This window comes from Enterobacter sichuanensis, from assembly GCF_002939185.1.
Lineage (GTDB): Bacteria > Pseudomonadota > Gammaproteobacteria > Enterobacterales > Enterobacteriaceae > Enterobacter > Enterobacter sichuanensis.
Map to the genome: position 1 here is coordinate 12,145 of NZ_POVL01000019.1, position 23,990 is coordinate 36,134.

Here is a 23,990-nt window from a genome sequence, read left to right on the forward strand (position 1 = left end):
TTAAAGCTGACGGAAACGACTTCTCAGCGTAAAGGTATCGGATGTGACATAACGTTCCATTTCCCGTAACCGCCTCTCACCGGCGGCGAGTTGCTCATCCACAGCATTGAGGAGATCGCTGCTGGTGGGAGCCCCTTCCGCAGCCAGTTCCCCTTCCGGCATCGGGTCAAGGACAAACGACAGAATGATGTACGCCACCAGGGTAATAAATGCCAGACCGAAGAAGATCGACAGCACGGTGACCACGCGGACCAGTTTTACCGGGACATCAAGATAATGGGCCAGCCCGGCACAAACGCCTCGCACCATGCCCTGCTGCGGAATACGCCACAACTTTTTGTTCAGATTCAGTCCAGACATTAACGATCCCTCCAGTTTGGGTGTTCGGCATCGAGAATGGCTTCCAGCGCCTGAATGCGTTCGCGCATTCTGTTCGCCTCCTCGGAGAGTTGTGCCAGACGCTGTTGTTCACTCTGGGAAAGTTCGCCCCGTGAAGAACGGTTGCTGTAGTGCAGCCAGAGCCATATCGGCAATACGAACAGCACGAAAATAGTCAGGGGAATGGCCAGAAAAAGCGCGCTCATGTGTACTCCTTGTCTTACGAGGCGGCACACTCAGGTGCCGCAGGCATTATTATTGGTTATCTTGCTTCACTTTGGCTTTCAGTGCCGCCAGTTGCTCGCTGATTTCATCATCGGCTTTCAGATCGGCGAACTGTTGATCCAGCGACTTCTGCTTGCCGATGCTATGGCTTTCGGCTTCCGCTTCCATCTGGTCGATACGACGTTCAAACGATTCAAAACGCGCCATCGCCTCATCCAGTTTGCCGCTGTCCAGCTGACGACGCACGTCACGGGAAGAGCTCGCCGCCTGGTGACGCAAAGTCAGCGCCTGCTGACGCGCTCGCGTTTCGCTCAGTTTGTTTTCAAGCTCACCGATCTCTTTCTTCATTCGGCTGAGCGTGTCATCCACCAGCGTCACTTCATGCTCAAGAGTCGCCACCAGCTCTGCGAGCTTCTGTTTTTCAATCAACGCCGCACGGGCCAGATCTTCTTTGTCCTTACGCAGCGCGAGCTCCGCTTTCTCCTGCCATTCGTTCATCTGAGCGGTAGCCTGCTCAATACGACGCGTAAGCTGTTTTTTCTCCGCCAGCGCACGGGCGGAGGTAGAACGCACTTCAACCAGCGTGTCTTCCATCTCCTGAATCATCAGGCGTACCAGTTTCTGCGGATCTTCCGCTTTCTCAAGCAGCGAGTTGATGTTGGCGTTCACGATGTCGGCAAAACGAGAAAAAATACCCATAATCGAATCCTCATAGTTCTGTTATCGGGCGATGCCCTGCTGTACAGATAATACAAAACCCGTGCCAACTTTTTATCTCATTGATTTTTATGAGGCTGATTGCTTTTCGGGCAACGCGCAACTATGCTTACCTGGTGAATATCGCTAAGGAGTGGTTAATTTCATCATGCCTGGATACAAAGACAATTTACTCGGTGAAGCCAACAGTTTTCTGGAAGTGCTGGAACAGGTCTCCCGCCTTGCGCCGCTCAATAAACCGGTGCTCATCATCGGTGAACGCGGAACCGGAAAGGAGCTGATAGCCAACCGTCTGCATTATTTGTCCGGGCGCTGGGATGGCCCCTTCATTTCCCTTAACTGCGCGGCGCTCAATGAAAATTTGCTCGACAGCGAGCTCTTCGGCCATGAAGCGGGCGCGTTTACCGGCGCCCAGAAGCGCCATCCCGGACGCTTTGAACGCGCCGACGGTGGCACACTGTTTCTCGACGAACTGGCCACCGCGCCGATGCTGGTGCAGGAAAAACTGCTGCGCGTGATTGAGTACGGCGAGCTGGAGCGTGTCGGCGGCAGCCAGCCGCTGCAGGTCAATGTGCGCCTGGTCTGCGCCACCAACGCCAACCTGCCGGAAAGGGTCGCGGAGGAAAAATTCCGTGCCGATCTGCTTGACCGGCTGGCTTTTGACGTCGTTCAGCTTCCCCCGTTGCGCGAGCGGCGAAGCGACATCATGCTGCTGGCAGAACAGTTTGCTATCCAGATGTGCCGTGAACTGGGTCTGCCGCTCTTCCCCGGCTTTAGCGACTATGCCCGGGAGACGCTGCTTGCTTATCACTGGCCGGGAAATATCCGCGAGCTGAAAAACGTCGTCGAGCGTTCCGTCTATCGCCACGCCAGCAGCGAGACGGAGCTGGACAACATTATTATCGATCCTTTTCAGCGTAGCGCCCCCCCGATATCCGCTCCGTCGTTGTCGGCCGATGCGCCCACCCTTCCCCTGGATTTACGTCAGTTCCAGCACGACCAAGAGCAACAGCTGCTGGAACAAAGCCTGAAGGCAGCAAAATATAACCAGAAACGGGCAGCTGAACTGCTGGGTCTGACCTACCATCAGTTAAGGGCATTGCTCAAAAAGCATCAAATGCGCTGACAATATCAGCACTTACCCGCAGACATTTTTACGAAGCAGGCGTAAGTGCGATACACTTTGCAGATCGAACCTAAAAACCTTAAAAATTATGCGTCTGGTTTTATCGTCCTTTTTTGCACTCGGTCTGTTCAGCAGCCTGGCCTTTGCTGCGCCCGGGCAAACGCCGCAGCCTGACATTCGAGACAGCGGCTTCGTCTATTGCGTCAGCGGCCAGGTGGACACCTTCAACCCGCAAAAAGCGGGCAGCGGCCTGATTGTCGATACCCTCGCCGCCCAGCTTTACGATCGGCTGCTTGATGTCGATCCTTACACCTACCGTCTGGTCCCCGAACTGGCGGAGAGCTGGGAAGTATTGGATAACGGCGCAACCTACCGTTTTCATCTTCGTGATGATGTGGCGTTTCAGCGCACGACGTGGTTTACCCCCACGCGCAAGCTGAACGCGGACGATGTGGTCTTTACGTTCCAGCGTATCTTTAACCGCAATCACCCGTGGCATAACGTCAACGGCAGCAACTTCCCCTATTTCGACAGCCTGCAGTTTGCCGACACTGTTAAGAGCGTGCGCAAGCTGGATAACCGAACGGTGGAATTTACGCTGACCCGACCGGATGCCTCTTTCCTCTGGCACCTGGCGACTCACTATGCGTCCGTTATGTCGGCCGAATACGCGGCGAAGCTGACGAAAAAAGATCGTCAGGAGCTGCTCGATCGCCAGCCGGTCGGCACCGGTCCGTTCCAGCTGGCCGAATACCGCGCCGGGCAATACATTCGTCTGCAGCGCCACGAACATTTCTGGCGCGGCACGCCGCTGATGCCGCAGGTGGTGGTCGATCTGGGTTCCGGCGGGACGGGGCGTCTGTCAAAACTGCTCACCGGTGAGTGTGATGTGCTCGCCTGGCCTGCTGCCAGCCAGCTCACCATTTTGCGCGACGACCCGCGCCTGCGTCTGACGTTACGTCCCGGCATGAACATCGCTTATCTGGCCTTTAACACCGATAAGCCGCCGTTGAATAACCCTGCCGTTCGTCATGCGCTGGCGCTGGCGATCAACAACCAGCGCCTGATGCAGTCGATCTACTACGGCACAGCGGAAACCGCCGCCTCAATTTTACCGCGCGCCTCGTGGGCCTACGACGGTGAGGCTAAAATTACGGAATACAATCCGGCAAAAGCGCGCGAACAACTGAAGGCGCTGGGCGCGGAAAACCTCACGCTGCAACTTTGGGTACCCACCAGTTCCCAGGCGTGGAACCCGAGCCCGCTCAAGACCGCCGAGCTGCTGCAGGCGGATATGGCGCAGGTCGGCGTGAAGGTGATCATCGTACCGGTAGAGGGCCGTTTCCAGGAGGCGCGCCTGATGGACATGAATCATGATTTAACCCTGACCGGCTGGGCCACCGACAGTAACGATCCGGACAGCTTCTTCCGTCCGTTGCTTAGCTGCGCGGCGATAAACTCGCAGACTAACTACGCCCACTGGTGTCACCGGGAGTTTGACGCCGTGCTGCAAAAAGCGCTGGCTTCCCAACAGCTGGCTTCCCGCATCGACGCCTATGATGAAGCACAGAAGATCCTCGCTCAGGAGCTGCCGGTGTTGCCGCTGGCCTCCTCCCTGCGTCTGCAGGCCTATCGTTATGATATTAAAGGCCTGGTGCTGAGTCCTTTCGGCAACGCCTCGTTCGCCGGTGTGTCGCGTGAAAAAGAACAAGAGGTGAAAAAACCATGATTATTTTTACCTTACGTCGGCTCCTGTTGCTGCTGGTGACGCTCTTTTTCCTGAACTTTGTCGGCTTCAGCCTGAGCTATTTTACGCCGCATGCCCCGCTCCAGGGCTCTTCCCTGTGGGATGCCTGGCTCTTCTGGTTTAACGGGCTGCTGCACTGGGATTTTGGCGTGTCCAGCATTAACGGACAGCTGATTTCCGAGCAGTTAAAAGAGGTCTTCCCGGCCACGATGGAACTGTGCATTCTGGCCTTCGGCTTTGCCCTGATGGTTGGCATTCCCGTGGGGATGTTGGCCGGCATTTATCGCAACAAATGGCAGGATAAGTTTATCAGTGCGCTGGCCCTGCTCGGCTTCTCCATCCCGGTCTTTTGGCTGGCGCTGCTGCTGACCCTTTTCTTCTCGCTGACAATGGGCTGGTTGCCGGTCTCAGGCCGTTTTGACCTGCTTTACACGGTGAAAACGGTGACGGGCTTTGCGATCGTTGACGCATGGCTCTCCGATTCCGTGTGGCGCGATGAGATGATCGTGAGCGCCCTGCGCCATATGGTATTGCCGGTGCTGACCCTGGCGGTGGCACCGACGACCGAAGTGATCCGTCTGATGCGTCTGAGTACCATCGAGGTGTTTGACCAGAACTATGTTAAAGCCGCCGCGACGCGCGGGTTGTCGCGCCTGACCATCCTGCGTCGCAACGTCCTGCATAACGCCCTGCCGCCGGTAATCCCACGTCTGGGATTACAGTTTTCCACCATGCTCACGCTGGCCATGATCACCGAGATGGTCTTTAGCTGGCCCGGGCTGGGACGGTGGCTGATTAACGCTATCCGCCAGCAGGACTACGCGGCGATTTCGGCAGGGGTGATGGTGATTGGTTCGCTGGTGATCATTGTGAACGTGTTGTCCGATATTCTGGGTGCCATGGCCAACCCATTGAAGCATAAGGAATGGTATGCCTTACGATAGCGTATACAGTGAAAAGCGCACACCCGGTGTGCTGCGTACCGTGTGGCGTAAATTCTACGGCGACACCACGGCGATGATCGGCCTTTATGGCTGCGCCGGTCTGTTAGTGCTTTGCATTTTTGGTTCGTGGTTTGCGCCTTATGGTATCGATCAGCAGTTCCTTGGCTATCAGCTGCTGCCGCCTTCCTGGTCGCGCTACGGTGAAGTTTCCTTCTTCCTGGGAACGGACGATCTCGGACGTGACGTGCTAAGCCGCCTGCTGAGCGGTGCTGCCCCTACCGTGGGCGGTGCGTTTGTGGTGACATTTGCGGCAACGATCTGTGGGCTGGCGCTGGGTATTTTTGCGGGCTCCACCCATGGTCTGCGTTCGGCGGTGCTTAACCACATTCTCGATACGCTGCTCTCGATTCCCTCTCTGCTGCTGGCGATCATTGTGGTTGCCTTTGCCGGTCCGCACCTGTCTCATGCCATGTTCGCCGTCTGGCTGGCGATTCTGCCCCGCATCGTGCGTTCAGTTTACAGCATGGTGCATGATGAGCTGGAAAAAGAGTATGTCGTCGCTGCGCGTCTGGACGGCGCGACGACCTTCAATATTCTCTGGTTTGCCGTTTTGCCTAACATTGCCGCCGGGCTGGTCACCGAGATCACCCGCGCCCTGTCGATGGCGATTCTGGACATCGCTGCGCTTGGCTTCCTCGACCTCGGCGCGCAGTTGCCCTCCCCTGAATGGGGCGCGATGCTCGGGGACGCGCTGGAATTAATCTACGTTGCGCCGTGGACGGTGATGCTGCCGGGTGCTGCCATTATGGTGAGCGTGTTGCTGATCAACCTGCTGGGCGACGGTATTCGCCGTGCAATTAACGCGGGGGTGCAATAATGCCGCTTCTTGATATTCGCAACCTCACCATCGAATTCAAAACCGGTGAAGGCTGGGTTAAAGCCGTCGATCGTATCAGTATTACCCTTGCTGAGGGTGAGATTCGCGGGCTGGTGGGTGAATCCGGCTCGGGGAAAAGCCTGATTGCCAAAGCCATTTGCGGCGTGGCAAAAGACAACTGGCGCGTGACCGCAGACCGTATGCGCTTTGATGATATCGACCTGCTGCGCCTCTCCCCGCGAGAGCGGCGTAAGCTGGTCGGGCATAACGTCTCGATGATTTTCCAGGAGCCGCAGTCCTGTCTCGACCCGTCCGAACGCGTGGGCAAACAGCTGATGCAGAACATTCCCGGCTGGACCTATAAAGGCCGCTGGTGGCAGCGTTTCGGCTGGCGAAAACGCCGCGCCATTGAGCTGCTGCACCGCGTCGGGATCAAAGATCATAAAGATGCGATGCGCAGCTTCCCCTATGAACTGACCGACGGTGAATGCCAGAAAGTGATGATTGCCATCGCGCTGGCTAATCAGCCGCGCCTGTTGATTGCGGATGAACCCACCAACGCGATGGAGCCCACCACGCAGGCGCAAATTTTCCGCCTGCTGTCGCGCCTCAACCAGAATAACAACACCACCATTTTGCTGATCAGCCATGACCTGCAAATGCTCAGCAAATGGGCGGATAAAATTGATGTCATGTACTGCGGGCAAACGGTCGAAACTGCGCCAAGTGAAGATCTGATCACCGCGCCGCATCATCCGTATACGCAGGCGCTTATCCGCGCGATTCCGGATTTTGGCAGCGCGATGCCGCACAAGAGCCGCCTGAATACCCTGCCGGGGGCGATTCCGCTGCTGGAATCCTTGCCGATAGGCTGCCGTCTGGGGCCGCGATGTCCCTACGCGCAGCGCAAGTGCATTGAAACGCCGCGTCTGACGGGGGCTAAAAACCATCTTTATGCCTGTCATTTCCCGCTGAACATGGAGAGAGAGTGAAATGGTCGAAACCTTGCTGGAAGTCCGCAACCTGAGTAAGACCTTTCGCTATCGTACGGGGCTGTTTCATCGCCAGACGGTCGAAGCGGTAAAACCCCTGAGCTTTACCCTGCGTGAAAAACAGACCCTGGCGATCATCGGTGAGAACGGTTCCGGCAAATCCACGCTGGCAAAAATGCTGGCGGGAATGGTCGAACCGACCGACGGTGAAGTGCTGATAGACGATCATCCGCTGGTGTTCGGCGATTACTCTTTCCGCAGCCAGCGCATCCGCATGATTTTCCAGGATCCGTCGACCTCGCTCAATCCACGCCAGCGCATTTCGCAGATCCTCGATTTTCCGCTGCGTCTGAACACTGACCTGGAGCCTGAGGCCCGCCGCAAGCGCATCGTTGAAACCCTGCGTATGGTTGGGCTGTTACCGGATCACGAAAGTTACTATCCCCATATGCTGGCTCCCGGCCAGAAACAGCGTCTGGGTCTGGCGCGTGCGCTGATTTTGCGACCGAAAGTGATCATTGCCGACGAAGCGCTTGCCTCGCTGGATATGTCGATGCGCTCGCAGTTGATTAACCTGATGCTGGAATTGCAGGAAAAACAGGGTATCTCTTATATCTACGTGACCCAGCATCTGGGGATGATGAAACACATCAGCGATCAGGTACTGGTCATGCACGAGGGGGAAGTTGTCGAGCGCGGCAGCACGGCGGATGTGATGGCCTCCCCACTCCATGAACTGACAAAACGACTGATTGCCGGTCATTTCGGTGAAGCATTGACAGCCGATGCGTGGCGAAAAGACCGATAAGCGCGCATTGAAAGAGTGGTCGGATTAACTAAGCACGCGACACGTGATATTATCGCCGCGTTTTAACGACGATTGTCCCGATATGATGACAATCGGCACAACAATGAATATAAGGATTAAAGCTATGGGTTTTCTTTCCGGTAAGCGCATTCTGGTGACTGGCGTTGCCAGCAAACTGTCCATCGCATACGGCATCGCACAGGCAATGCATCGCGAAGGCGCTGAGCTGGCGTTCACCTACCAGAACGACAAGCTGAAAGGCCGTGTTGAAGAGTTTGCCGCGCAGCTGGGTTCCAGCATTGTTCTGGAATGTGACGTTGCACAAGACGAAAGCATCGACGGCATGTTTGCTGAACTGGCAAAAGCATGGCCGAAATTCGACGGTTTCGTTCACTCCATCGGCTTCGCTCCTGGCGACCAGCTGGACGGCGACTACGTGAACGCGGTTACCCGTGATGGCTTCAAAATCGCGCACGACATCAGCTCCTACAGCTTCGTTGCGATGGCGAAATCCTGCCGCGCGATGCTGAACCCGGGCGCAGCCCTGCTGACCCTGTCCTACCTGGGCGCTGAACGTGCTATCCCTAACTACAACGTGATGGGTCTGGCTAAAGCGTCTCTGGAAGCCAACGTACGCTACATGGCGAATGCAATGGGTCCTGAAGGCGTGCGCGTTAACGCCATCTCTGCAGGTCCTATCCGCACCCTGGCCGCTTCCGGTATTAAAGATTTCCGTAAAATGCTGGCACACTGCGAAGCGGTTACCCCGATTCGTCGTACCGTTACCATTGAAGATGTGGGTAACTCTGCAGCATTCCTGTGCTCTGACCTTTCCGCTGGTATCTCCGGCGAAGTGGTTCACGTTGACGGCGGCTTCAACATCGCCGCAATGAACGAGCTGGAAATTAAATAAGCTATGACTCTCTTCCCGCCCGGGAAGAGAGTATTTCTCCCCGCGTCTCCCCTTCGTTATTCCGTTCTGCTATTTGTTATCACCTAACAATATTTTTCCCTTTATCAGCCTTACGCCAGGATATTGATCGCCATTTTGAGATCAAGGAACGCACATGGAACAACGCCGTTTTTCCGGCAAAGGCCACTGGTACCACGAAACCCAGTCAAACCACGCGCAGACGGATGTTTTGCCCCTGGTGCCCGAAGCCGCTAACGTCGACGATCGTTTTTTGCTCGATTTAGCCTTGCCTGATGAGATTGTCGCCGCCTGTTCTGGCTGGCTTACCCCTGCCAGAGCCTTATGTCACCTGCTGTTTCCGCTATCGATTCCCGTGAACCGCCTGCACACGCTCAGCGCCTACGACAGGCTCAGCACCGCGCTGACGGTCGCACAGGCCTGTGGCGTCCAGCGGCTTTGTAACCACTACGCCGCCCTCCTCGCCCCGCTTCCCGGCCCGGACTCCTCTCGCGAAAGCAACCGACGCCTGGCGCAAATCACGCAGTATGCCCGCCAGCTCGCCAGTTCCCCTGATGTCATTGATGATAAAGCGCAAAACCAGCTGGATGAGGTGGGCCTGTCAATATATGACATTGTGGTGATTAACCAGATTATTGGCTTTATCGGTTTTCAGGCGCGTGTAGTCGCGGTGTTTCAGGCGCTGTTGGGACACCCTGTTCGCTGGTTGCCGGGTCATCATATTCAGCCGCACACCCTGCCCGCGATCCACAGCGCGTGGGTGCCGCTGTTACCGGTCGTCGAACTGCGCTATGCGAGTGCGCATCAGCTTGAGTCGTTGTCCCGCTGGCAGGCAGAGCCCGCGCTTGAAGCGCTGACCCCGGTCCTTTGCCATGAGCCGTCGTTGCTCGACCTGACGGGAGAAATCCTGATACATAGCCGGGAAACGATTGCCCTGACCTCTCCTGCGCTATCCGCCGCGGTTGAGTTGCTGACACGTTCACCGGACCGCTTCAGTGCCGCACAGTTTACCCCGCTCACGGATCAAGGACTTTCAGCCGAACACGCCATCGCGCTGCTGACTCAAAGTGCGTTTGAGGGCTGGCTTACGCGTCTGAAAGTCGCGTTGGGTAAAGAGGAATAACCATACTAATTACCCAAAGACCGCTTGCTGAGACAGTGAGAATCGCGTAAAACTGTCAGCCGCTCAATGGCTACGAAAATAGAACATTATGTTTCAGGACAACCCGCTGCTAGCGCAGCTTAAACAGCAACTGCATTCCCAGACGCCGCGTGCAGAAGGGGTCGTAAAAGCCACGGAAAAGGGCTTTGGCTTCCTTGAAGTTGACGCGCAGAAAAGCTACTTCATTCCGCCTCCGCAGATGAAGAAAGTGATGCATGGCGATCGCGTCATGGCCGTCATTCATACCGAGAAGGAACGTGAGTCCGCCGAGCCGGAAGAACTGATTGAACCGTTCCTGACCCGTTTTGTGGGCAAGGTGCAGAGAAAAGACGATCGTCTCTCTGTCGTACCGGATCATCCCCTGCTGAAAGATGCCATTCCGTGCCGTGCTGCCCGTGGTGTTGAGCATGATTTTAAAGACGGTGACTGGGCCGTGGCCGAAATGCGCCGTCATCCGCTGAAAGGCGATCGCGGTTTCTATGCCGAGTTAACCCAGTTCATCACCTTTGGCGCTGACCATTTCGTGCCATGGTGGGTCACCCTCGCGCGCCACAATCTTGAAAAAGAAGCGCCAAATGGCGTGGCGACCGAGATGCAGGACGAAGGTTTGACGCGTCGCGATCTCACCGCCCTGACGTTTGTCACCATCGACAGCGCCAGCACAGAAGATATGGATGACGCGCTCTACGCTGAAGAGAGCGATGACGGCAAACTGCATTTGACGGTTGCCATTGCCGATCCGACAGCCTGGATTGCCGAAGGCAGCAAGCTGGATGACGCGGCGAAGATCCGTGCCTTCACCAACTACCTGCCAGGCTTCAATATTCCGATGCTGCCGCGCGAATTGTCAGACGATCTCTGCTCGCTGCGTCCGGATGAAGTACGTCCGGTCCTTGCCTGCCGCATGACCATCGCAGCGGATGGTACCATTGAAGACGATATTGAGTTCTTTGCCGCCACCATCGAATCGAAAGCCAAGCTGGTCTACGATAACGTCTCCGACTGGCTTGAAAATACGGGCACCTGGAAACCGGAATCCGCCGCGATTGCCGAGCAGATCCGTCTGCTGCATCGTATCTGCCTGAACCGCGGCGAGTGGCGTCAAACCCATGCGCTGGTGTTCAAAGATCGCCCGGATTATCGCTTTGTGCTGGGTGAAAAAGGTGAAGTGCTGGATATCGTGGCTGAGCCGCGTCGCATTGCCAACCGTATCGTAGAAGAAGCGATGATTGCCGCTAACATTTGCGCCGCACGCGTGCTGCGCGACAAACTGGGCTTTGGTATTTACAACGTCCATACCGGGTTTGACCCGGCGAATACCGAAGCGCTGGCGGCCCTGCTGAAAAATCACGATGTGCATGTGGATCCGGAAGAGGTACTCACGCTGCCGGGGTTCTGCAAGCTTCGTCGCGAGCTGGATGCACAGCCATCCGGTTTCCTGGACAGCCGTATTCGTCGCTTCCAGTCCTTCGCAGAAATCAGCACAGAGCCAGGCCCGCACTTTGGCCTCGGCCTGGAAGCGTACGCCACCTGGACGTCGCCCATCCGTAAATACGGCGATATGGTGAACCACCGTCTGCTGAAAGCCATCATCAAAGGCGAAACGATTGCCCGTCCTCAGGAGGAGACCACGCTGCAGATGGCCGAACGTCGCCGCCTGAACCGCATGGCGGAGCGTGACGTGGGAGACTGGCTGTACGCGCGCTTCCTGCAGGATAAAGCCGGCACGGATACCCGTTTTGCGGCAGAGATCATTGATATCAGCCGCGGGGGTATGCGCGTACGTCTGGTCGATAACGGCGCGGTGGCCTTTATTCCTGCTCCGTTCCTGCACGCTGTCCGTGACGAAATGGTCTGCAGCCAGGAAAACGGAACGGTGCAAATTAAAGGTGAAACAGTTTACAAAGTCACCGACGTGATCGACGTAACTATCGCCGAAGTCCGCATGGAAACCCGCAGCATTATCGCACGCCCTGTCGCCTGATAAGCTGTTCAATTGTCGGTCATTTCCTCTCAGGAGTGGCCGACAATCTCTCTTTTTACCCTCGCCACAAAATCATCACGTTTTCTCACAAATTCCCCTCTCCCTTCGCCCAAAATCGCCATAATTATCTACAGTAAAAGGGGGTTGTTATATTCGGTTACCTGAATTTTTATACGCTCGGTATTTTTTTCTGCCTGACTCGTTTTATTATAAGAAAACAGGGAAAAACAATAAGTTCACTTCGGTTTTGCCGCTGTTTCAAAACGGAAAAGTCGACTGCAAATGAATAATTTGTGCGCTAATGAACAGCTGCGGGAGAAAACATGATGGACGATCTGGAGCAGAATTTGCTGTTTCGTTACATGGGGACGCACAGCCCCTGGTGGCGCTTGTCAGCTGACAGCAATGCTCTGCACCTGGCCACCAGCGAAAATGCCGACGTTACGCAGGTGGTGGCGCTGGACGACGAGCAGGCCGATCTTATCCGTCAGTTAACCGTGATTACCTCCAGTATTTCCATGTCGCTCTCTCTGTACGGGGAAGAGGTGCCGGTCCATCTGGTGGGGCGCAAAATCACCCGCAACGAGTGGGCAGGCACCGCGTCGGCCTGGAACGATACCCCTTCCGTGGCCCGCGATCTGGCTCAGGGACTCTCTTTTGCGGAACAGGTTGTTTCAGAGGCCAACTCCGTCATCGTTATTCTCGATCAGAACGGCAATATTCAGCGTTTTAACCGGCTGAGCGAAGAGTACACCGGGCTCAAAGAACATGAAGTGATTGGCCAGAACGTGTTTAAGTTGTTTATGAGCCGCAGCGAAGCGGCAGCCTCAAAACGGAATATTACCGGTTTCTTTCGCAACGGCAGCTCCTACGAAGTGGAACGCTGGATCAAAACGCGTAAGGGGCAACGGTTGTTTCTGTTCAGAAACAAATTTGTTCATAGCGGCAGCGGTAAAAATGAAATTTTCCTCATCTGTTCCGGTACCGACATTACCGAGGAACGCCGCGCGCAGGAGCGGCTGCGCGTGCTGGCCAATACCGATACCATCACCGGTTTGCCAAACCGCAATGCCATTCACGAACTGATTTCTGACGCCATCGCCACCCGCGGCGATACGCAGGTTGGCGTGGTGTATCTCGATCTGGATAACTTTAAAAAGGTCAACGATGCCTACGGGCATATGTTTGGCGATCAGCTGTTACAGGCTGTCGCGCTCGCCATTTTGAGTTGCCTGGAAGAGGGCCAGGTGCTGGCCCGGCTTGGCGGTGATGAGTTTATCGTCATGGCCACCCATACCTCTCAGGGGTCTCTGGAGGCGATGGCGTCCCGTATTTTGACTCGCCTGCGCCAGCCGTTCAGAATCGGTCTGATTGAGGTTTACACCGGCTGCTCGCTGGGGATTGCCCTCGCCCCGCAGCACGGTAACGACCGGGAAAGCGTCATTCGTAACGCCGATACCGCCATGTATACCGCGAAAGAGAACGGCCGCGGCAAGTTCTGCGTCTTCTCTCCCGAGATGAACCAGCGCGTGTTCGAGTATCTCTGGCTTGATACCAACCTGCGTAAAGCGCTGGATAACGATCAACTGCTGATCCACTACCAGCCTAAAATAACCTGGCGCGGAGAAATCAGAAGTCTGGAAGCGCTGGTCCGCTGGCAATCGCCGGAGCGCGGGCTGATCCCGCCGCTGGAGTTTATCTCTTATGCCGAGGAGTCGGGCCTGATCGTGCCGCTGGGCCGTTGGGTCATGCTGGATGTGGTTCGCCAGGTGGCGAAATGGCGCGACAAGGGGATTAACCTGCGCGTGGCCGTGAACGTCTCTGCGCGCCAGCTGGCCGACCAGACAATTTTCAGTGACCTGAAACAGGCGCTGAAGGATCTGAACTTTGAATACTGCCCTGTCGACGTTGAATTAACAGAAAGCTGTCTGATTGAGAACGAAGAGCTGGCGCTTTCGGTGATCCAGCAGTTCAGCCGGCTCGGGGCACAAATTCACCTCGACGATTTTGGTACCGGCTACTCGTCCCTTTCCCAACTGGCCCGCTTCCCCATTGATGCCATAAAACTCGATCAATCTTTTGTCAGGGACATTCATAAGCAATCCATCTCCCAGTCTCTGGTGCGCGCCATCGTCGCGGTGGCGCAGGCGCTGAACCTGCAGGTGATTGCCGAAGGGGTGGAAAATGCGAAAGAAGACGCCTTTCTGACCAAGAACGGCGTCAACGAACGGCAGGGTTTTCTGTTTGCTAAGCCGATGCCCGCTGCCGCATTCGAGCGATGGCTAAAACGATATCAAGCGCGTAAACAACGTTAACTGGCTTTACGCAAACCCGCCGCGTGATGGCGGTTTTGCAGCATCACCAGACGCTCCATGTAGGCGATATCTTTGGGCTCCAGGCAGAACGCCGCGTCAACCCAGTCTTCCGTGATGTCCATCAGTTCACTGCGAGGCAACTGCAGAACGCGCGTACGGGCGCGCAACATCGCCCTTACGCCATTCAATTTTGGCGCCAGCGTATCGATGAAGGTTCTGGCAGAGACATAGCTTTGTCCGGGTTCAAACAGCACATCCACCAGCCCGTGCTGTTCGTACCATTCCGCCGTATGGGACTCTCCTTTGTAGATGAGTTCCTCCGCCAGCTTCATGCCTGACCGGCGTGCCACCAGAGAGTATCCGCCCATCCCCGGGAACAAATTAAAGGCGATTTCAGGGAAACCTAAACGGGCATCGCGCTGCGCCAGGACAAAATGGTGCGCCAGCGCGGCCTCAAAGCCACCACCCAGAGCACTGCCTTCGACCATTGCCAGCGTAATGGCTCCTGTATCAAACCCCCGTGACGCGGCATGGACGCAATCAACGCAGGCGCGGGCATACGCCCGTAATGCTTCACGACGCCCGTTCTGCAGGCATTCGACGAAGAATTGTAAATCGCCGCCCACGTTGTACATTTCAGGTACCAGCGAACCGGTAACCCAAAAATCAACCGTAAAGCCGGACTGGCGAACCAGCCACGAAAAGTTCATGATCTCCTCGATTAACGCATGGTTGAAGCAAGGACGTGGCTGGGCTCGCAGCATCATCCAGACTGTGTGTCGTTCCGCCTCGTAATAGCCTGACAACTGGGTGAACCGTTCAGTATCGGTAAACAGTGTGCAGGTTGGCTGATTGATAACTGTCATAGTCTTATACCTCTTATAAAAAAGCGCCTTGCGCGCAGTTTTAGACTAATCCACTCACCCAACCTGCTTTATGAGGGGGAATAAATTTATCACTTCCGTTTATGTGATTTCGTTATTGCATTTTTTCCCTTCTCTTTTGATCCTAATTTCTGCATCATTGAAAATATTAACTTTTCGCGCCTGGGGTGAGATTATGTCTACTATTGATGCACAAGCTGTAGCACAACGTATTGATACCGTGCTGGATATCCTGGTGGCGGGCGATTATCACTCTGCTATTCGTAATCTGGAGATCCTGAAGTCTGAACTTCTTGCTCAGAATGGCGCTGACGTTGCGCCCGAAAACAGCCAGCCCAAAGCGCCGTGGGAAGTTTAAACCCACCGTTTCCGACTTCGTTTCGCTTTATTAAATGGATGCTATGAATTCCCGACAACAACTCATTTTGCAGATGGTCATTGACCAGGGGCGCGTCAGCGTAGTCGATCTCGCCAAAACCACTGGCGTTTCTGAAGTCACCATCCGTCAGGATCTTAATCTGCTGGAAAAACAGAGCTACCTGCGTCGCGCACACGGGTATGCTGTCCCGCTGGACAGCGATGACGTTGAGACGCGTATGATGAATAACTACGCGCTGAAACGTGAGCTGGCGGAATTTGCCGCATCGTTAGTGAACAATGGCGAGACTGTCTTTATTGAAAACGGCAGCAGTAATGCCCTTCTGGCGCGCACGCTTGCCGATCAGAAAGACGTGACCATTATCACTGTCAGTAGCTATATCGCGCATTTGCTTAAAGAGACGCGGTGCGAGGTGATTCTGCTGGGCGGTATTTACCAGAAAAAAAGTGAAAGCATGGTCGGCCCGCTGACCCGCCAGTACGTCCAGCAGGTCCATTTCAGTAAGGCCTTTATCGGCATTGATGGCTGGCAACCGGAAACGGGCTTTACCGGCCGGGATATGATGCGCTCTGACGTCGTGAACGCGGTACTGGAAAAAGAGTGTGAAGCCATTGTGCTCACGGATAGCTCAAAATTTGGCGCCGTTCACCCTTACACCATGGGGCCCGTTTCCCGCTTTAGCCGCGTTATTACTGACGATCGTTTAAGCGAAGCGCACCGGAATAAAATGGAAGATGACGGTCTCATCGTCAATATTATTAAAACCACAGCCTGATTTCCCTCCGCGCCCAAATTTCGGGCGCGCATGTTGTTCTTTCTCTGAGAAGATTCTTAACCCTGCTTTAAGAGTTTTTACCTGTTTAACCTGACGTAAAGTCGTAAAATTACTGTTAGCGATATAACAGGAAGTGACTATCACCTGCGTGATGACGTAACACCTGCGCGACCAGCTTTCACGGATAACAGTATTAAGTATTCGATTCGTCTATACTTAACGTGTACATCTTTCCGTGAATCGATAATTCAGGAGAAAGTATTATGACCTTAACCAGCAAAAAATTAGCCGCCGCTGTTCTGGCAATCACTGTAGCAATGTCCCTGAGCGCATGCTCTAACTGGTCTAAACGTGACCGTAACACCGCGATTGGTGCCGGTGCTGGTGCTCTCGGTGGTGCAGTATTAACAGATGGTAGTACGCTGGGTACATTAGGTGGCGCTGCTGTCGGTGGTATTATCGGTCACCAGGTTGGCAAATAATTACTCTATAAGCCTTCCCCGATATTGCGATATTTGAACGCATTTCAGGTCTGACTTACGCACGTATATAAACCGAGCCACGGCAATTGCCGTGGCTCATTTATTTTAACCGCCCGCCAGTTTGACTTTCATGCCTTTGGCTTCGAGCAGAGACTTTATTAGATCGCGCTTATCGCCCTGGATTTCAATAATGCCGTCTTTCACTGCGCCACCGCAGCCACATTTCTTTTTCAACTCGGCCGCCAGCGTTGTCAGTGCAGCATCATCCAGGTCAATACCCGTGATAAGGCAGACCCCTTTACCTTTTCGTCCGCTGGTTTGACGCTGGATGCGAACGATGCCGTCCCCCTTCGGACGCTCCACTTTCGTTTTCGGTTCGTCTATGCGTCCGCTCTCGGTTGAGTAGACCAGACGACTGTTGGAATCGGTCATTGTGCCCCCTTCTTCAACGATGCGTTGATGGCCTTCAGCGCCTCAGCCGGATTTGCAGACTGAGTTACCGGACGCCCGATGACCATGTAGTCTACGCCTGCTGCCAGCGCCTGCTCAGGGGTCATAATGCGGCGCTGATCGCCAACGTCGCTGCCTGCGGGACGGATCCCTGGGGTGACGAGTTTGAAATCCTGACCCAGTGCAGACTTGAAACGTACAGCTTCCTGCGCCGAGCAGACGACACCGTCAAGACCGCACTGTTGCGTCAGACGCGCAAGACGCTCAGCCTGTTCCGCAGGTGACAACGTCACACCGAGATCGCGTAAATCACTTTCGTCCATACTGGTCAGCACAGTCACCGCAATCAGTAATGGCGCATCGTTGCCGAACGGCACGAGCGCTTCACGGGCGGCCGTCATCATTCTTGCCCCACCCGACGCATGAACGTTGACCATCCAGACGCCCAGATCTGCAGCTGCAGCGACGGCATGCGCCGTGGTATTCGGGATATCGTGGAATTTAAGGTCAAGGAAAACGTCAAAGCCGCGCTGTTGCAGATCGCGGACTATTTGCGGTCCAAACAGCGTGAACATCTCTTTGCCAACTTTCAGGCGGCAATCGCGAGGGTCGATACCGTCGACAAACGCCAGTGCGGCGTCACGCTTATTGTAGTCAAGCGCAACAACAACAGGAGAATCGGTAATTACGCGGGAAGTGGAGGATGTAACAGACGTCATGACCAGCCCTTTTCGTCTATGGGCGCGCAGCGGCGCGGAACAGATAAACGGCGAGCATTCTACCTGCCGGCGCTGCAAATTGACAGGATCCATTTGCGCCCTCTGCTAAGCCGACAAACCGCACGGAGCCAGAAGAGGTGTTAAAGCCATTAGTATGTTGTAACTAAAATAATGCGTTTTAAAAAATTACTGCCCGTCGAGGCCACGAATAGGCTTAATGGTGGACCAGGCACGGCATGATGGACAATGCCAGTAGAGCGTATAGGCGGTGAAACCACATTTCTGGCAACGATAGCGCGGCTTACTGCGCACCTGCTCGCCGACCATGTCGCGCAGGACCATCAGGCTCTCTTTCGCGCGCCCTTCTTCAGCATCGTTCAGGTGGTAATCCATCAGCTTGTGGAAAACCCGCATGGTCGGATGACGCTGCAGCTGACGGGTAATATAGACCTGGGCAGTATCACTCCCCTCATACTGCTCAACCACGTCGGAAAGCATCAGTTCCGCGGTCGCGCCGGTATTCTCTTCCACACAGCGACGCAGGAAGGCCACCCACTCCTCCTGCTTGCCCAGCTGTTGGTAGCAGGTTTGCAGCATCTCCAGCGTTTCACTGACCAGCTCTTTGTCCTGGTCGATCACCCGCAGCAGGCTTTCAACGGCTTTGGCGTAGTCACCTTTCGCCATAAAGACACGCCCCATCATGATGGAGATGCGCGCGCTGTTGCGGTCTGCGGCGGCCCCTTTCTTCAGCAACGCCATGGCTTTGTCCATGTCGTCATTGCCCATCTGCTGAAGGGCAAGCTCGCAGTAGAAATGGGCTATCTCAACGCGCTGCTTGTCTTTACCCAGCTTCACCAGACGTTCGGCCGTATCAATGGCTTTCTGCCAGTCGCTGGTGGCCTGATATATTTGCAACAGCTGCTGCAGCGCGCCGATGCGGAAATCCGTTTCATCCACCAGTTGCGAGAACATATCTTCAGCGCGATCGTAGAGCCCTGCGGCCATATAATCCCGCCCCAGTTGTTGTACGGCGAGGAGGCGTTGCTCGTAGGTCAGGGAGGCGCTTTCCATCAGGGTCTGGTGGATACGAATGGCGCGATCGACCTCGCCGCGCGAGCGGAACAGGTTGCCTAAGGTGAGATGCGCTTCAACGGTCCCGGTATCCTCTTTCAGCATGTCGAGGAACAGGTCTACCGCTTTGTCCTGTTGATTACTCAGAAGGAAGTTCACCCCCGCCACGTAGTCGCGGGAGAGACGATTGGCCTCATCCTGTTTTGTTTGTTGCGCACTTCTGCGGCCCATGTACCAGCCATAGGCTGCGGCGACAGGCAGAAGCAGAAACAACAACTCCAGCATCGTCGATTATTCCTTCACGACCGGCACACCAGAGCTTTCCGGCACGTCGGACGCAGGCGCAATGTTATTTTCGAGTCGTTTAATTTTACGTTCAGCGCGCGCAAGAGAGACACGGACTTTCAACCAGAACAGACCGCAAACCAGCCAGCCGATGGCAAAGCCCGCAGCAAATAAGACCGCCAGCAGGCTGGACACGCGATACTCGCCCTGAGCCAGCAGATAGTTAAACGTCACCTGTTGATCGTTTTGTGCACCCAATGTGACTGAAATGACAAAAATCGCCAAGACCAGTAAGAAAATGAGTAAATATTTCACATTACTTCCCGTTATGTGGTTCAAGCGAATAAAGTGTGTTCAACTCACCGCAATCAGCCTTATAAACTACCATTTTAGTGACGGGCGCGAAACGGAAAAAGTGACGCGCCAGTCATGGATTTATGGGCATAATACGGAATATCAACCGTCAGGCGTCGTTTTGCTCCCGTTCAGCTATTTCTTGTTTCTCTTCTGGCGGTGGCGTAAGCGGCCCGCAGAAGCGTTCAGCAAGCCAGGTCGCCAGCGTCACCAGCATCCATGAGAGAAGCGTAGCGACGACCAGGTCCCGTGGCCAGTGCATCCCCAGCAGTAAGCGGCTCCCCATCACCCCTGTTGCCCAGACCAGCAGAATCGCGATGGTGACCGTCCGGCGTCGTGGCCAAAGCAGCCCGACCCCCAGTAATGCCCAGCTGGCCGCAAACATGGTGTGACCGGAAGGAAACGCGAACCCGGTCTCTTTTTGCCAGTGTTTACGCAAGAACCTTGGGATATCCTGCTGTTCCGAAAGCTGTTCCTTTACCAGCGCCCCGCGATCTTTACGCTTTAAAGTGTAGAACTCATCGACAGGAATATGATGTGCTTTTTCCAGCCAGACGACAAAAGGTCGCGGCTCCTGAACGCGATCTTTTACCCAGGACTTAACGCCCTGACCAATAACGATCGCTCCCGCGAGGATCGCAAACAGCATCAGCGCCGCGCGCAGACGAAAGCGCAGGCACCACAGGAACCAGGCACAGAGAAGCACATGAGTAATAATTCCCCACGGCTGGGTCACCGTCTCCGTAATCCAGTATAACGTTTTCAGCCACGCGGTATTGTGCCCGGGCTGCCACATCCAGCCTGAAACCCATACGGCCAGAGGCATAATCAGTAAAATGGCCGCACCTGCTGCCGTACGTCTGGCGATTGAAAGCATGTCTTCTCCTTTTTCGCTAAGCGTCACAATCATAACTGAAATTTATCCGCCGGGTGGAGATGTCGGATCGTGCGTTTAACGTTCATATAGCGTGGCGCCCATTAGGCGAACATGCCGGGCTTGTGGCAAAATGAACAGATACAGAAAGTAAAACAGGGCCAGGACACGAAACGTGTCAGCCTACTCTGGAGAATCACATGCAGCTTAAACGTGTGGCAGAAGCCAAACTGCCAACCCCATGGGGCGATTTCCTGATGGTCGGATTTGAAGAACTGGCAACCGGACAGGATCATGTCGCACTGGTTTATGGCGACATTTCAGGGCAGACGCCGGTGCTGTCCCGTGTACATTCGGAGTGTCTTACCGGCGATGCACTGTTCAGCCTGCGCTGTGATTGTGGTTTCCAGTTGGAAGCGGCCCTCTCTCATATTGCTGAAGAAGGCCGTGGTGTGCTGCTTTATCACCGTCAGGAAGGCCGCAATATTGGTCTGTTGAATAAAATCCGCGCTTACGCGCTTCAGGACCAGGGCTACGATACGGTTGAAGCGAATCATCAACTCGGTTTCGCCGCTGATGAGCGTGATTTCACCCTGTGTGCCGATATGTTCAAACTGCTGGGCGTGGATGAAGTTCGGCTGCTGACCAACAACCCCAAAAAAGTGGAGATCCTGACCGAAGCGGGGATCAACATTGTCGAGCGTGTTCCGCTGATTGTCGGCCGTAACCCGAAAAACGCCCACTATCTCGATACCAAAGCCGCCAAGATGGGCCATCTTCTGAAAGAGTGATGTAAAAAAGCCCGGCACAGGCCGGGCTCATTTCATCAGTCCAGCATCTTACGAATCACATAATGTAAAATGCCGTCGTTCTGGTAATAGGTCAACTCGGTGGCCGTATCAATACGACACCGGCATTCTACCACCTCGGTTTTCCCGTCTGCCCGCGTTAATTTCACCGGCACCGTTTTCCCCGGCGCCAGGTTTTGCAGCCCGCTGATGTCAATCTGCTCTTCCCCCGTCAGGCCCAGGGTTTTGCGCGTCACGCCCTGCGGGAACTCAAGCGGCAGGATCCCCATGCCAATCAGATTCGACCGGTGAATACGTTCGAACGATTCCGCGATAACCACGCGCACGCCAAGCAGGCGCGGACCTTTCGCTGCCCAGTCACGGCTTGAGCCAGAACCGTACTCTTTCCCGGCGATCACCGCCAGCGGCGTACCTTGCTGCTGATATTTGACGGCCGCGTCATAAATCGAAACGACTTCCGTTCCCGGCAGAAGACGCGTCATGCCCCCTTCCACACCCGGTACCATTTCATTACGAATACGGATGTTAGCAAACGTGCCGCGCATCATGATTTCATGGTTACCACGGCGCGAACCGTAGGAGTTAAAATCACGGCGCTCTACGCCACGGCTTTGCAGATAGCGGCCTGCAGGGCTATCGGCTTTGATACTCCCCGCCGGAGAGATATGGTCAGTCGTGACAGAATCCCCCAGCATCGCCAGGATGCGCGCGCCGTGAATATCCTTGAGCGGCGCCGGCTCGGCCAGCATCTCATCAAAGAATGGCGACAGACGAATATAGGTCGAGTCATCCTGCCAGTCATAGGTATCCGAACCTGCAACGTTAATGGCTTTCCATTCCGGCGTGCCTTCAAAGACTTCCGCATACTCCTTGCGGAACATCTCGGTGGAGACCTTTTCAACGGCCAGCGCGATTTCCCGCGAAGACGGCCAGATATCTTTCAGATAAACAGGGTCATTCTTGCGATCGTGACCAATCGGATCGGTCACGAGATTGATATTCATATTCCCTGCCAGCGCATAAGCCACCACCAGCGGCGGCGAGGCAAGCCAGTTGGTTTTTACCAGCGGATGAATGCGCCCTTCAAAGTTACGGTTCCCGGAAAGCACAGCGCCAACCGTCAGGTCGCCCTGCTTAATCGCCGTTTCAATCGGCTCAGGCAGCGGACCGGAGTTACCAATACAGGTCGTACAGCCGTAGCCCACGAGGTTAAAGCCCAGCTCGTCAAGATACGGCGTCAGTTTGGCCTGGGCGAGGTAATCCGACACCACTTTGGAACCCGGTGCCAGCGAGGCCTTGACCCACGGCTGGGGTTTGAGCCCAAGCTCGACCGCTTTTTTTGCCAGCAAACCGGCAGCCATCAATACGCTGGGGTTCGACGTGTTGGTGCAGGAGGTAATGGCGGCAATCACCACCGCGCCGTCCGGAAGCTGATACTGATGACCGTTCAGAACATAGTCGACTGGACGATGGTCTTTCTTCGCCACGTTCACTTCCAGCTCATTGCTGGCGGTAAACGCTTTCGGCACATCGGTCAGTGCGACGCGATCCTGGGGACGTTTAGGCCCGGCGAGGCTCGCCTCTACCGTTCCCATGTCCAGCTCCAGCGTACTCGTAAATACTGGCTCATCACCAGGATTTCGCCACATACCCTGAGCTTTGGTATATGCCTCTACCAGCGCCACCTGCTCTTCACTGCGGCCACTGAGGCGCATATATTCCAGCGTGACGTCATCGATAGGGAAAAAGCCGCAGGTCGCGCCATATTCCGGCGCCATATTGGCGATGGTGGCGCGGTCAGCCAGCGGCAGCGAATCCAGTCCGTCTCCGTAGAACTCAACAAACTTGCCCACCACGCCGTGTTTACGCAGCATCTGAGTGACGGTGAGCACCAGATCGGTGGCGGTAATGCCTTCGGACAACTTGCCGGTCAGCTTGAAGCCCACCACATCAGGGATGAGCATTGAGACCGGCTGGCCGAGCATAGCGGCTTCCGCTTCAATACCGCCTACGCCCCAGCCCAGCACACCCAGACCGTTGATCATGGTGGTATGCGAGTCCGTGCCTACCAGCGTGTCCGGGTAAGCCACCCACTCTTTATCCTGTAATTCACTCCAGACGGCTTTACCCAGATATTCAAGGTTCACCTGGTGACAAATACCGGTTCCAGGCGGGACCACGCTAAACCGGCTGAACGCCTGCTGTCCCCACTTCAGAAAGACGTAGCGCTCGTGGTTACGCTCCATCTCCAGACGGACGTTCTCGCCAAAGGCATCGTCATCGCCGAAGTGATCTACGGTGACGGAGTGGTCAATGACAAGATCAACCGGGGAGAGTGGATTCACTTTTGCCGTGTCACCCCCGAGGCGCTTAACGGCCTCGCGCATGGCGGCTAAATCAACCACCGCAGGAACGCCGGTAAAGTCCTGCATCAGGACCCTTGCTGGGCGGTAGGCGATTTCTCTGTCGGCATGGGCATTCTTGAGCCACCCTGCCAGTGCCTGGATATCTTCGAGGGTAACGGAGTCACCATCCTGCCAGCGCAGGAGGTTTTCAAGTAAAACTTTCAATGACTTGGGTAAACGCGAAATGTCCCCAAGCGTTCTGGCAGCCAGCGGCAGGCTGTAGTAATGCCAGGTTTTATTTTCTGCCTGTAATGTGTCCTTACTGGCTTCGCGTAGGGTTAACGACATAAGCTCCTC

Annotated in this window: 24 protein-coding genes; 14 read left to right on the forward strand and 10 right to left on the reverse strand. The window is 55.2% G+C overall.

Annotated features, from left to right (window positions below; all coding sequences use genetic code 11):
* Genes pspC through pspA form a run of 3 tightly spaced genes read right to left on the reverse strand, consistent with a single transcriptional unit; the run spans position 1 to position 1,302 of the window.
* On the reverse strand, positions 1-360 hold the full coding sequence (gene pspC / locus C5687_RS10525) for an envelope stress response membrane protein PspC (protein WP_059387029.1): 360 nt from the start codon (positions 358-360) through the stop codon (positions 1-3).
* Positions 360-584 (reverse strand): envelope stress response membrane protein PspB, encoded by a 225-nt coding sequence (gene pspB / locus C5687_RS10530; RefSeq protein ID WP_025756611.1) that lies wholly within the window; start codon positions 582-584, stop codon positions 360-362. The genes pspC and pspB overlap by 1 nt, the downstream gene beginning before the upstream one ends.
* A gap of 49 nt (positions 585-633) precedes the next feature.
* Positions 634-1,302, reverse strand: a complete 669-nt coding sequence (gene pspA / locus C5687_RS10535; protein ID WP_104556909.1) for a phage shock protein PspA — start codon at positions 1,300-1,302, stop codon at positions 634-636.
* Positions 1,303-1,468: 166 nt separating this feature from the next.
* Here pspA and pspF point away from each other — a divergent pair, with 166 nt between their 5' ends.
* The 10 genes from pspF (at position 1,469) to pdeR (ending at position 14,206) form a co-directional block, all read left to right on the forward strand.
* Positions 1,469-2,446 (forward strand): phage shock protein operon transcriptional activator, encoded by a 978-nt coding sequence (gene pspF / locus C5687_RS10540; RefSeq protein ID WP_047958812.1) that lies wholly within the window; start codon positions 1,469-1,471, stop codon positions 2,444-2,446.
* A gap of 88 nt (positions 2,447-2,534) precedes the next feature.
* The gene (gene sapA, locus C5687_RS10545) at positions 2,535-4,175 is read left to right on the forward strand and encodes an ABC transporter substrate-binding protein SapA (protein ID WP_104556910.1); all 1,641 of its coding nucleotides are present in this window, start codon (positions 2,535-2,537) and stop codon (positions 4,173-4,175) included.
* The gene (gene sapB / locus C5687_RS10550; RefSeq protein ID WP_045285954.1) at positions 4,172-5,137 is read left to right on the forward strand and encodes a putrescine export ABC transporter permease SapB; all 966 of its coding nucleotides are present in this window, start codon (positions 4,172-4,174) and stop codon (positions 5,135-5,137) included. Before sapA ends, sapB begins: the two co-directional genes overlap by 4 nt.
* Complete coding sequence (gene sapC / locus C5687_RS10555) at positions 5,124-6,014, forward strand: putrescine export ABC transporter permease SapC (RefSeq protein WP_104556911.1); 891 nt, start codon at positions 5,124-5,126, stop codon at positions 6,012-6,014. The genes sapB and sapC overlap by 14 nt, the downstream gene beginning before the upstream one ends.
* The gene (sapD, locus tag C5687_RS10560) at positions 6,014-7,006 is read left to right on the forward strand and encodes a putrescine export ABC transporter ATP-binding protein SapD (protein ID WP_047958816.1); all 993 of its coding nucleotides are present in this window, start codon (positions 6,014-6,016) and stop codon (positions 7,004-7,006) included. Before sapC ends, sapD begins: the two co-directional genes overlap by 1 nt.
* A gap of 1 nt (position 7,007) precedes the next feature.
* Positions 7,008-7,814 (forward strand): putrescine export ABC transporter ATP-binding protein SapF, encoded by an 807-nt coding sequence (sapF, locus tag C5687_RS10565; protein WP_104556912.1) that lies wholly within the window; start codon positions 7,008-7,010, stop codon positions 7,812-7,814.
* A gap of 124 nt (positions 7,815-7,938) precedes the next feature.
* Positions 7,939-8,727 carry an enoyl-ACP reductase FabI gene (fabI, locus tag C5687_RS10570; protein ID WP_003856831.1) on the forward strand — a complete coding sequence of 263 codons (789 nt, stop codon included), beginning with the start codon at positions 7,939-7,941 and terminating at the stop codon, positions 8,725-8,727.
* A gap of 154 nt (positions 8,728-8,881) precedes the next feature.
* Complete coding sequence (locus C5687_RS10575; RefSeq protein ID WP_104556913.1) at positions 8,882-9,868, forward strand: CMD domain-containing protein; 987 nt, start codon at positions 8,882-8,884, stop codon at positions 9,866-9,868.
* A gap of 88 nt (positions 9,869-9,956) precedes the next feature.
* Positions 9,957-11,891, forward strand: a complete 1,935-nt coding sequence (locus tag C5687_RS10580; RefSeq protein ID WP_104556914.1) for an exoribonuclease II — start codon at positions 9,957-9,959, stop codon at positions 11,889-11,891.
* Positions 11,892-12,214: 323 nt separating this feature from the next.
* A complete protein-coding gene (gene pdeR / locus C5687_RS10585) occupies positions 12,215-14,206 on the forward strand; it encodes a cyclic di-GMP phosphodiesterase (RefSeq protein ID WP_104556915.1) in 1,992 nt (663 codons plus the stop codon).
* Here the strand turns inward: pdeR and C5687_RS10590 are convergent.
* Positions 14,203-15,072, reverse strand: a complete 870-nt coding sequence (locus tag C5687_RS10590) for a crotonase/enoyl-CoA hydratase family protein (protein WP_104556916.1) — start codon at positions 15,070-15,072, stop codon at positions 14,203-14,205. The genes pdeR and C5687_RS10590 overlap by 4 nt on opposite strands.
* Positions 15,073-15,265: 193 nt before the next feature.
* On the opposite strand from C5687_RS10590, the gene C5687_RS10595 reads away from it, so the two are divergent.
* From C5687_RS10595 to osmB, 3 genes are all read left to right on the forward strand, one after another.
* Positions 15,266-15,448: a YciZ family protein gene (locus C5687_RS10595; RefSeq protein ID WP_025756592.1), complete on the forward strand. Its 183-nt coding sequence runs from the start codon at positions 15,266-15,268 to the stop codon at positions 15,446-15,448.
* A 43-nt stretch (positions 15,449-15,491) separates the two neighbouring features.
* Positions 15,492-16,244 carry a DNA-binding transcriptional regulator YciT gene (gene yciT / locus C5687_RS10600; protein ID WP_104556917.1) on the forward strand — a complete coding sequence of 251 codons (753 nt, stop codon included), beginning with the start codon at positions 15,492-15,494 and terminating at the stop codon, positions 16,242-16,244.
* A gap of 263 nt (positions 16,245-16,507) precedes the next feature.
* Positions 16,508-16,726: an osmotically-inducible lipoprotein OsmB gene (gene osmB, locus C5687_RS10610; protein ID WP_008501216.1), complete on the forward strand. Its 219-nt coding sequence runs from the start codon at positions 16,508-16,510 to the stop codon at positions 16,724-16,726.
* Positions 16,727-16,831: 105 nt separating this feature from the next.
* Here osmB and yciH read toward each other — a convergent pair whose 3' ends face one another.
* From yciH to pgpB, 5 genes are all read right to left on the reverse strand, one after another.
* The gene (gene yciH / locus C5687_RS10615; protein WP_047958821.1) at positions 16,832-17,158 is read right to left on the reverse strand and encodes a stress response translation initiation inhibitor YciH; all 327 of its coding nucleotides are present in this window, start codon (positions 17,156-17,158) and stop codon (positions 16,832-16,834) included.
* Positions 17,155-17,895 carry an orotidine-5'-phosphate decarboxylase gene (gene pyrF, locus C5687_RS10620; protein ID WP_104556929.1) on the reverse strand — a complete coding sequence of 247 codons (741 nt, stop codon included), beginning with the start codon at positions 17,893-17,895 and terminating at the stop codon, positions 17,155-17,157. Before pyrF ends, yciH begins: the two co-directional genes overlap by 4 nt.
* Positions 17,896-18,081: 186 nt before the next feature.
* Positions 18,082-19,251: a lipopolysaccharide assembly protein LapB gene (lapB, locus tag C5687_RS10625; RefSeq protein ID WP_025756588.1), complete on the reverse strand. Its 1,170-nt coding sequence runs from the start codon at positions 19,249-19,251 to the stop codon at positions 18,082-18,084.
* A gap of 6 nt (positions 19,252-19,257) precedes the next feature.
* Positions 19,258-19,566, reverse strand: coding sequence for a LapA family protein (locus C5687_RS10630; protein ID WP_025756587.1), 309 nt, complete (start codon positions 19,564-19,566; stop codon positions 19,258-19,260).
* Between the two features lie 148 nt (positions 19,567-19,714).
* Entirely contained in the window at positions 19,715-20,482 is a 768-nt protein-coding gene (gene pgpB, locus C5687_RS10635; RefSeq protein ID WP_047958822.1) for a phosphatidylglycerophosphatase B, read from the reverse strand.
* A 197-nt stretch (positions 20,483-20,679) separates the two neighbouring features.
* Here pgpB and ribA point away from each other — a divergent pair, with 197 nt between their 5' ends.
* Positions 20,680-21,270: a GTP cyclohydrolase II gene (gene ribA / locus C5687_RS10640; protein ID WP_008501210.1), complete on the forward strand. Its 591-nt coding sequence runs from the start codon at positions 20,680-20,682 to the stop codon at positions 21,268-21,270.
* Between the two features lie 35 nt (positions 21,271-21,305).
* Here the strand turns inward: ribA and acnA are convergent, their stop codons facing one another.
* Positions 21,306-23,981: an aconitate hydratase AcnA gene (gene acnA / locus C5687_RS10645; protein ID WP_047958823.1), complete on the reverse strand. Its 2,676-nt coding sequence runs from the start codon at positions 23,979-23,981 to the stop codon at positions 21,306-21,308.
* Positions 23,982-23,990 lie beyond the last annotated feature (9 nt).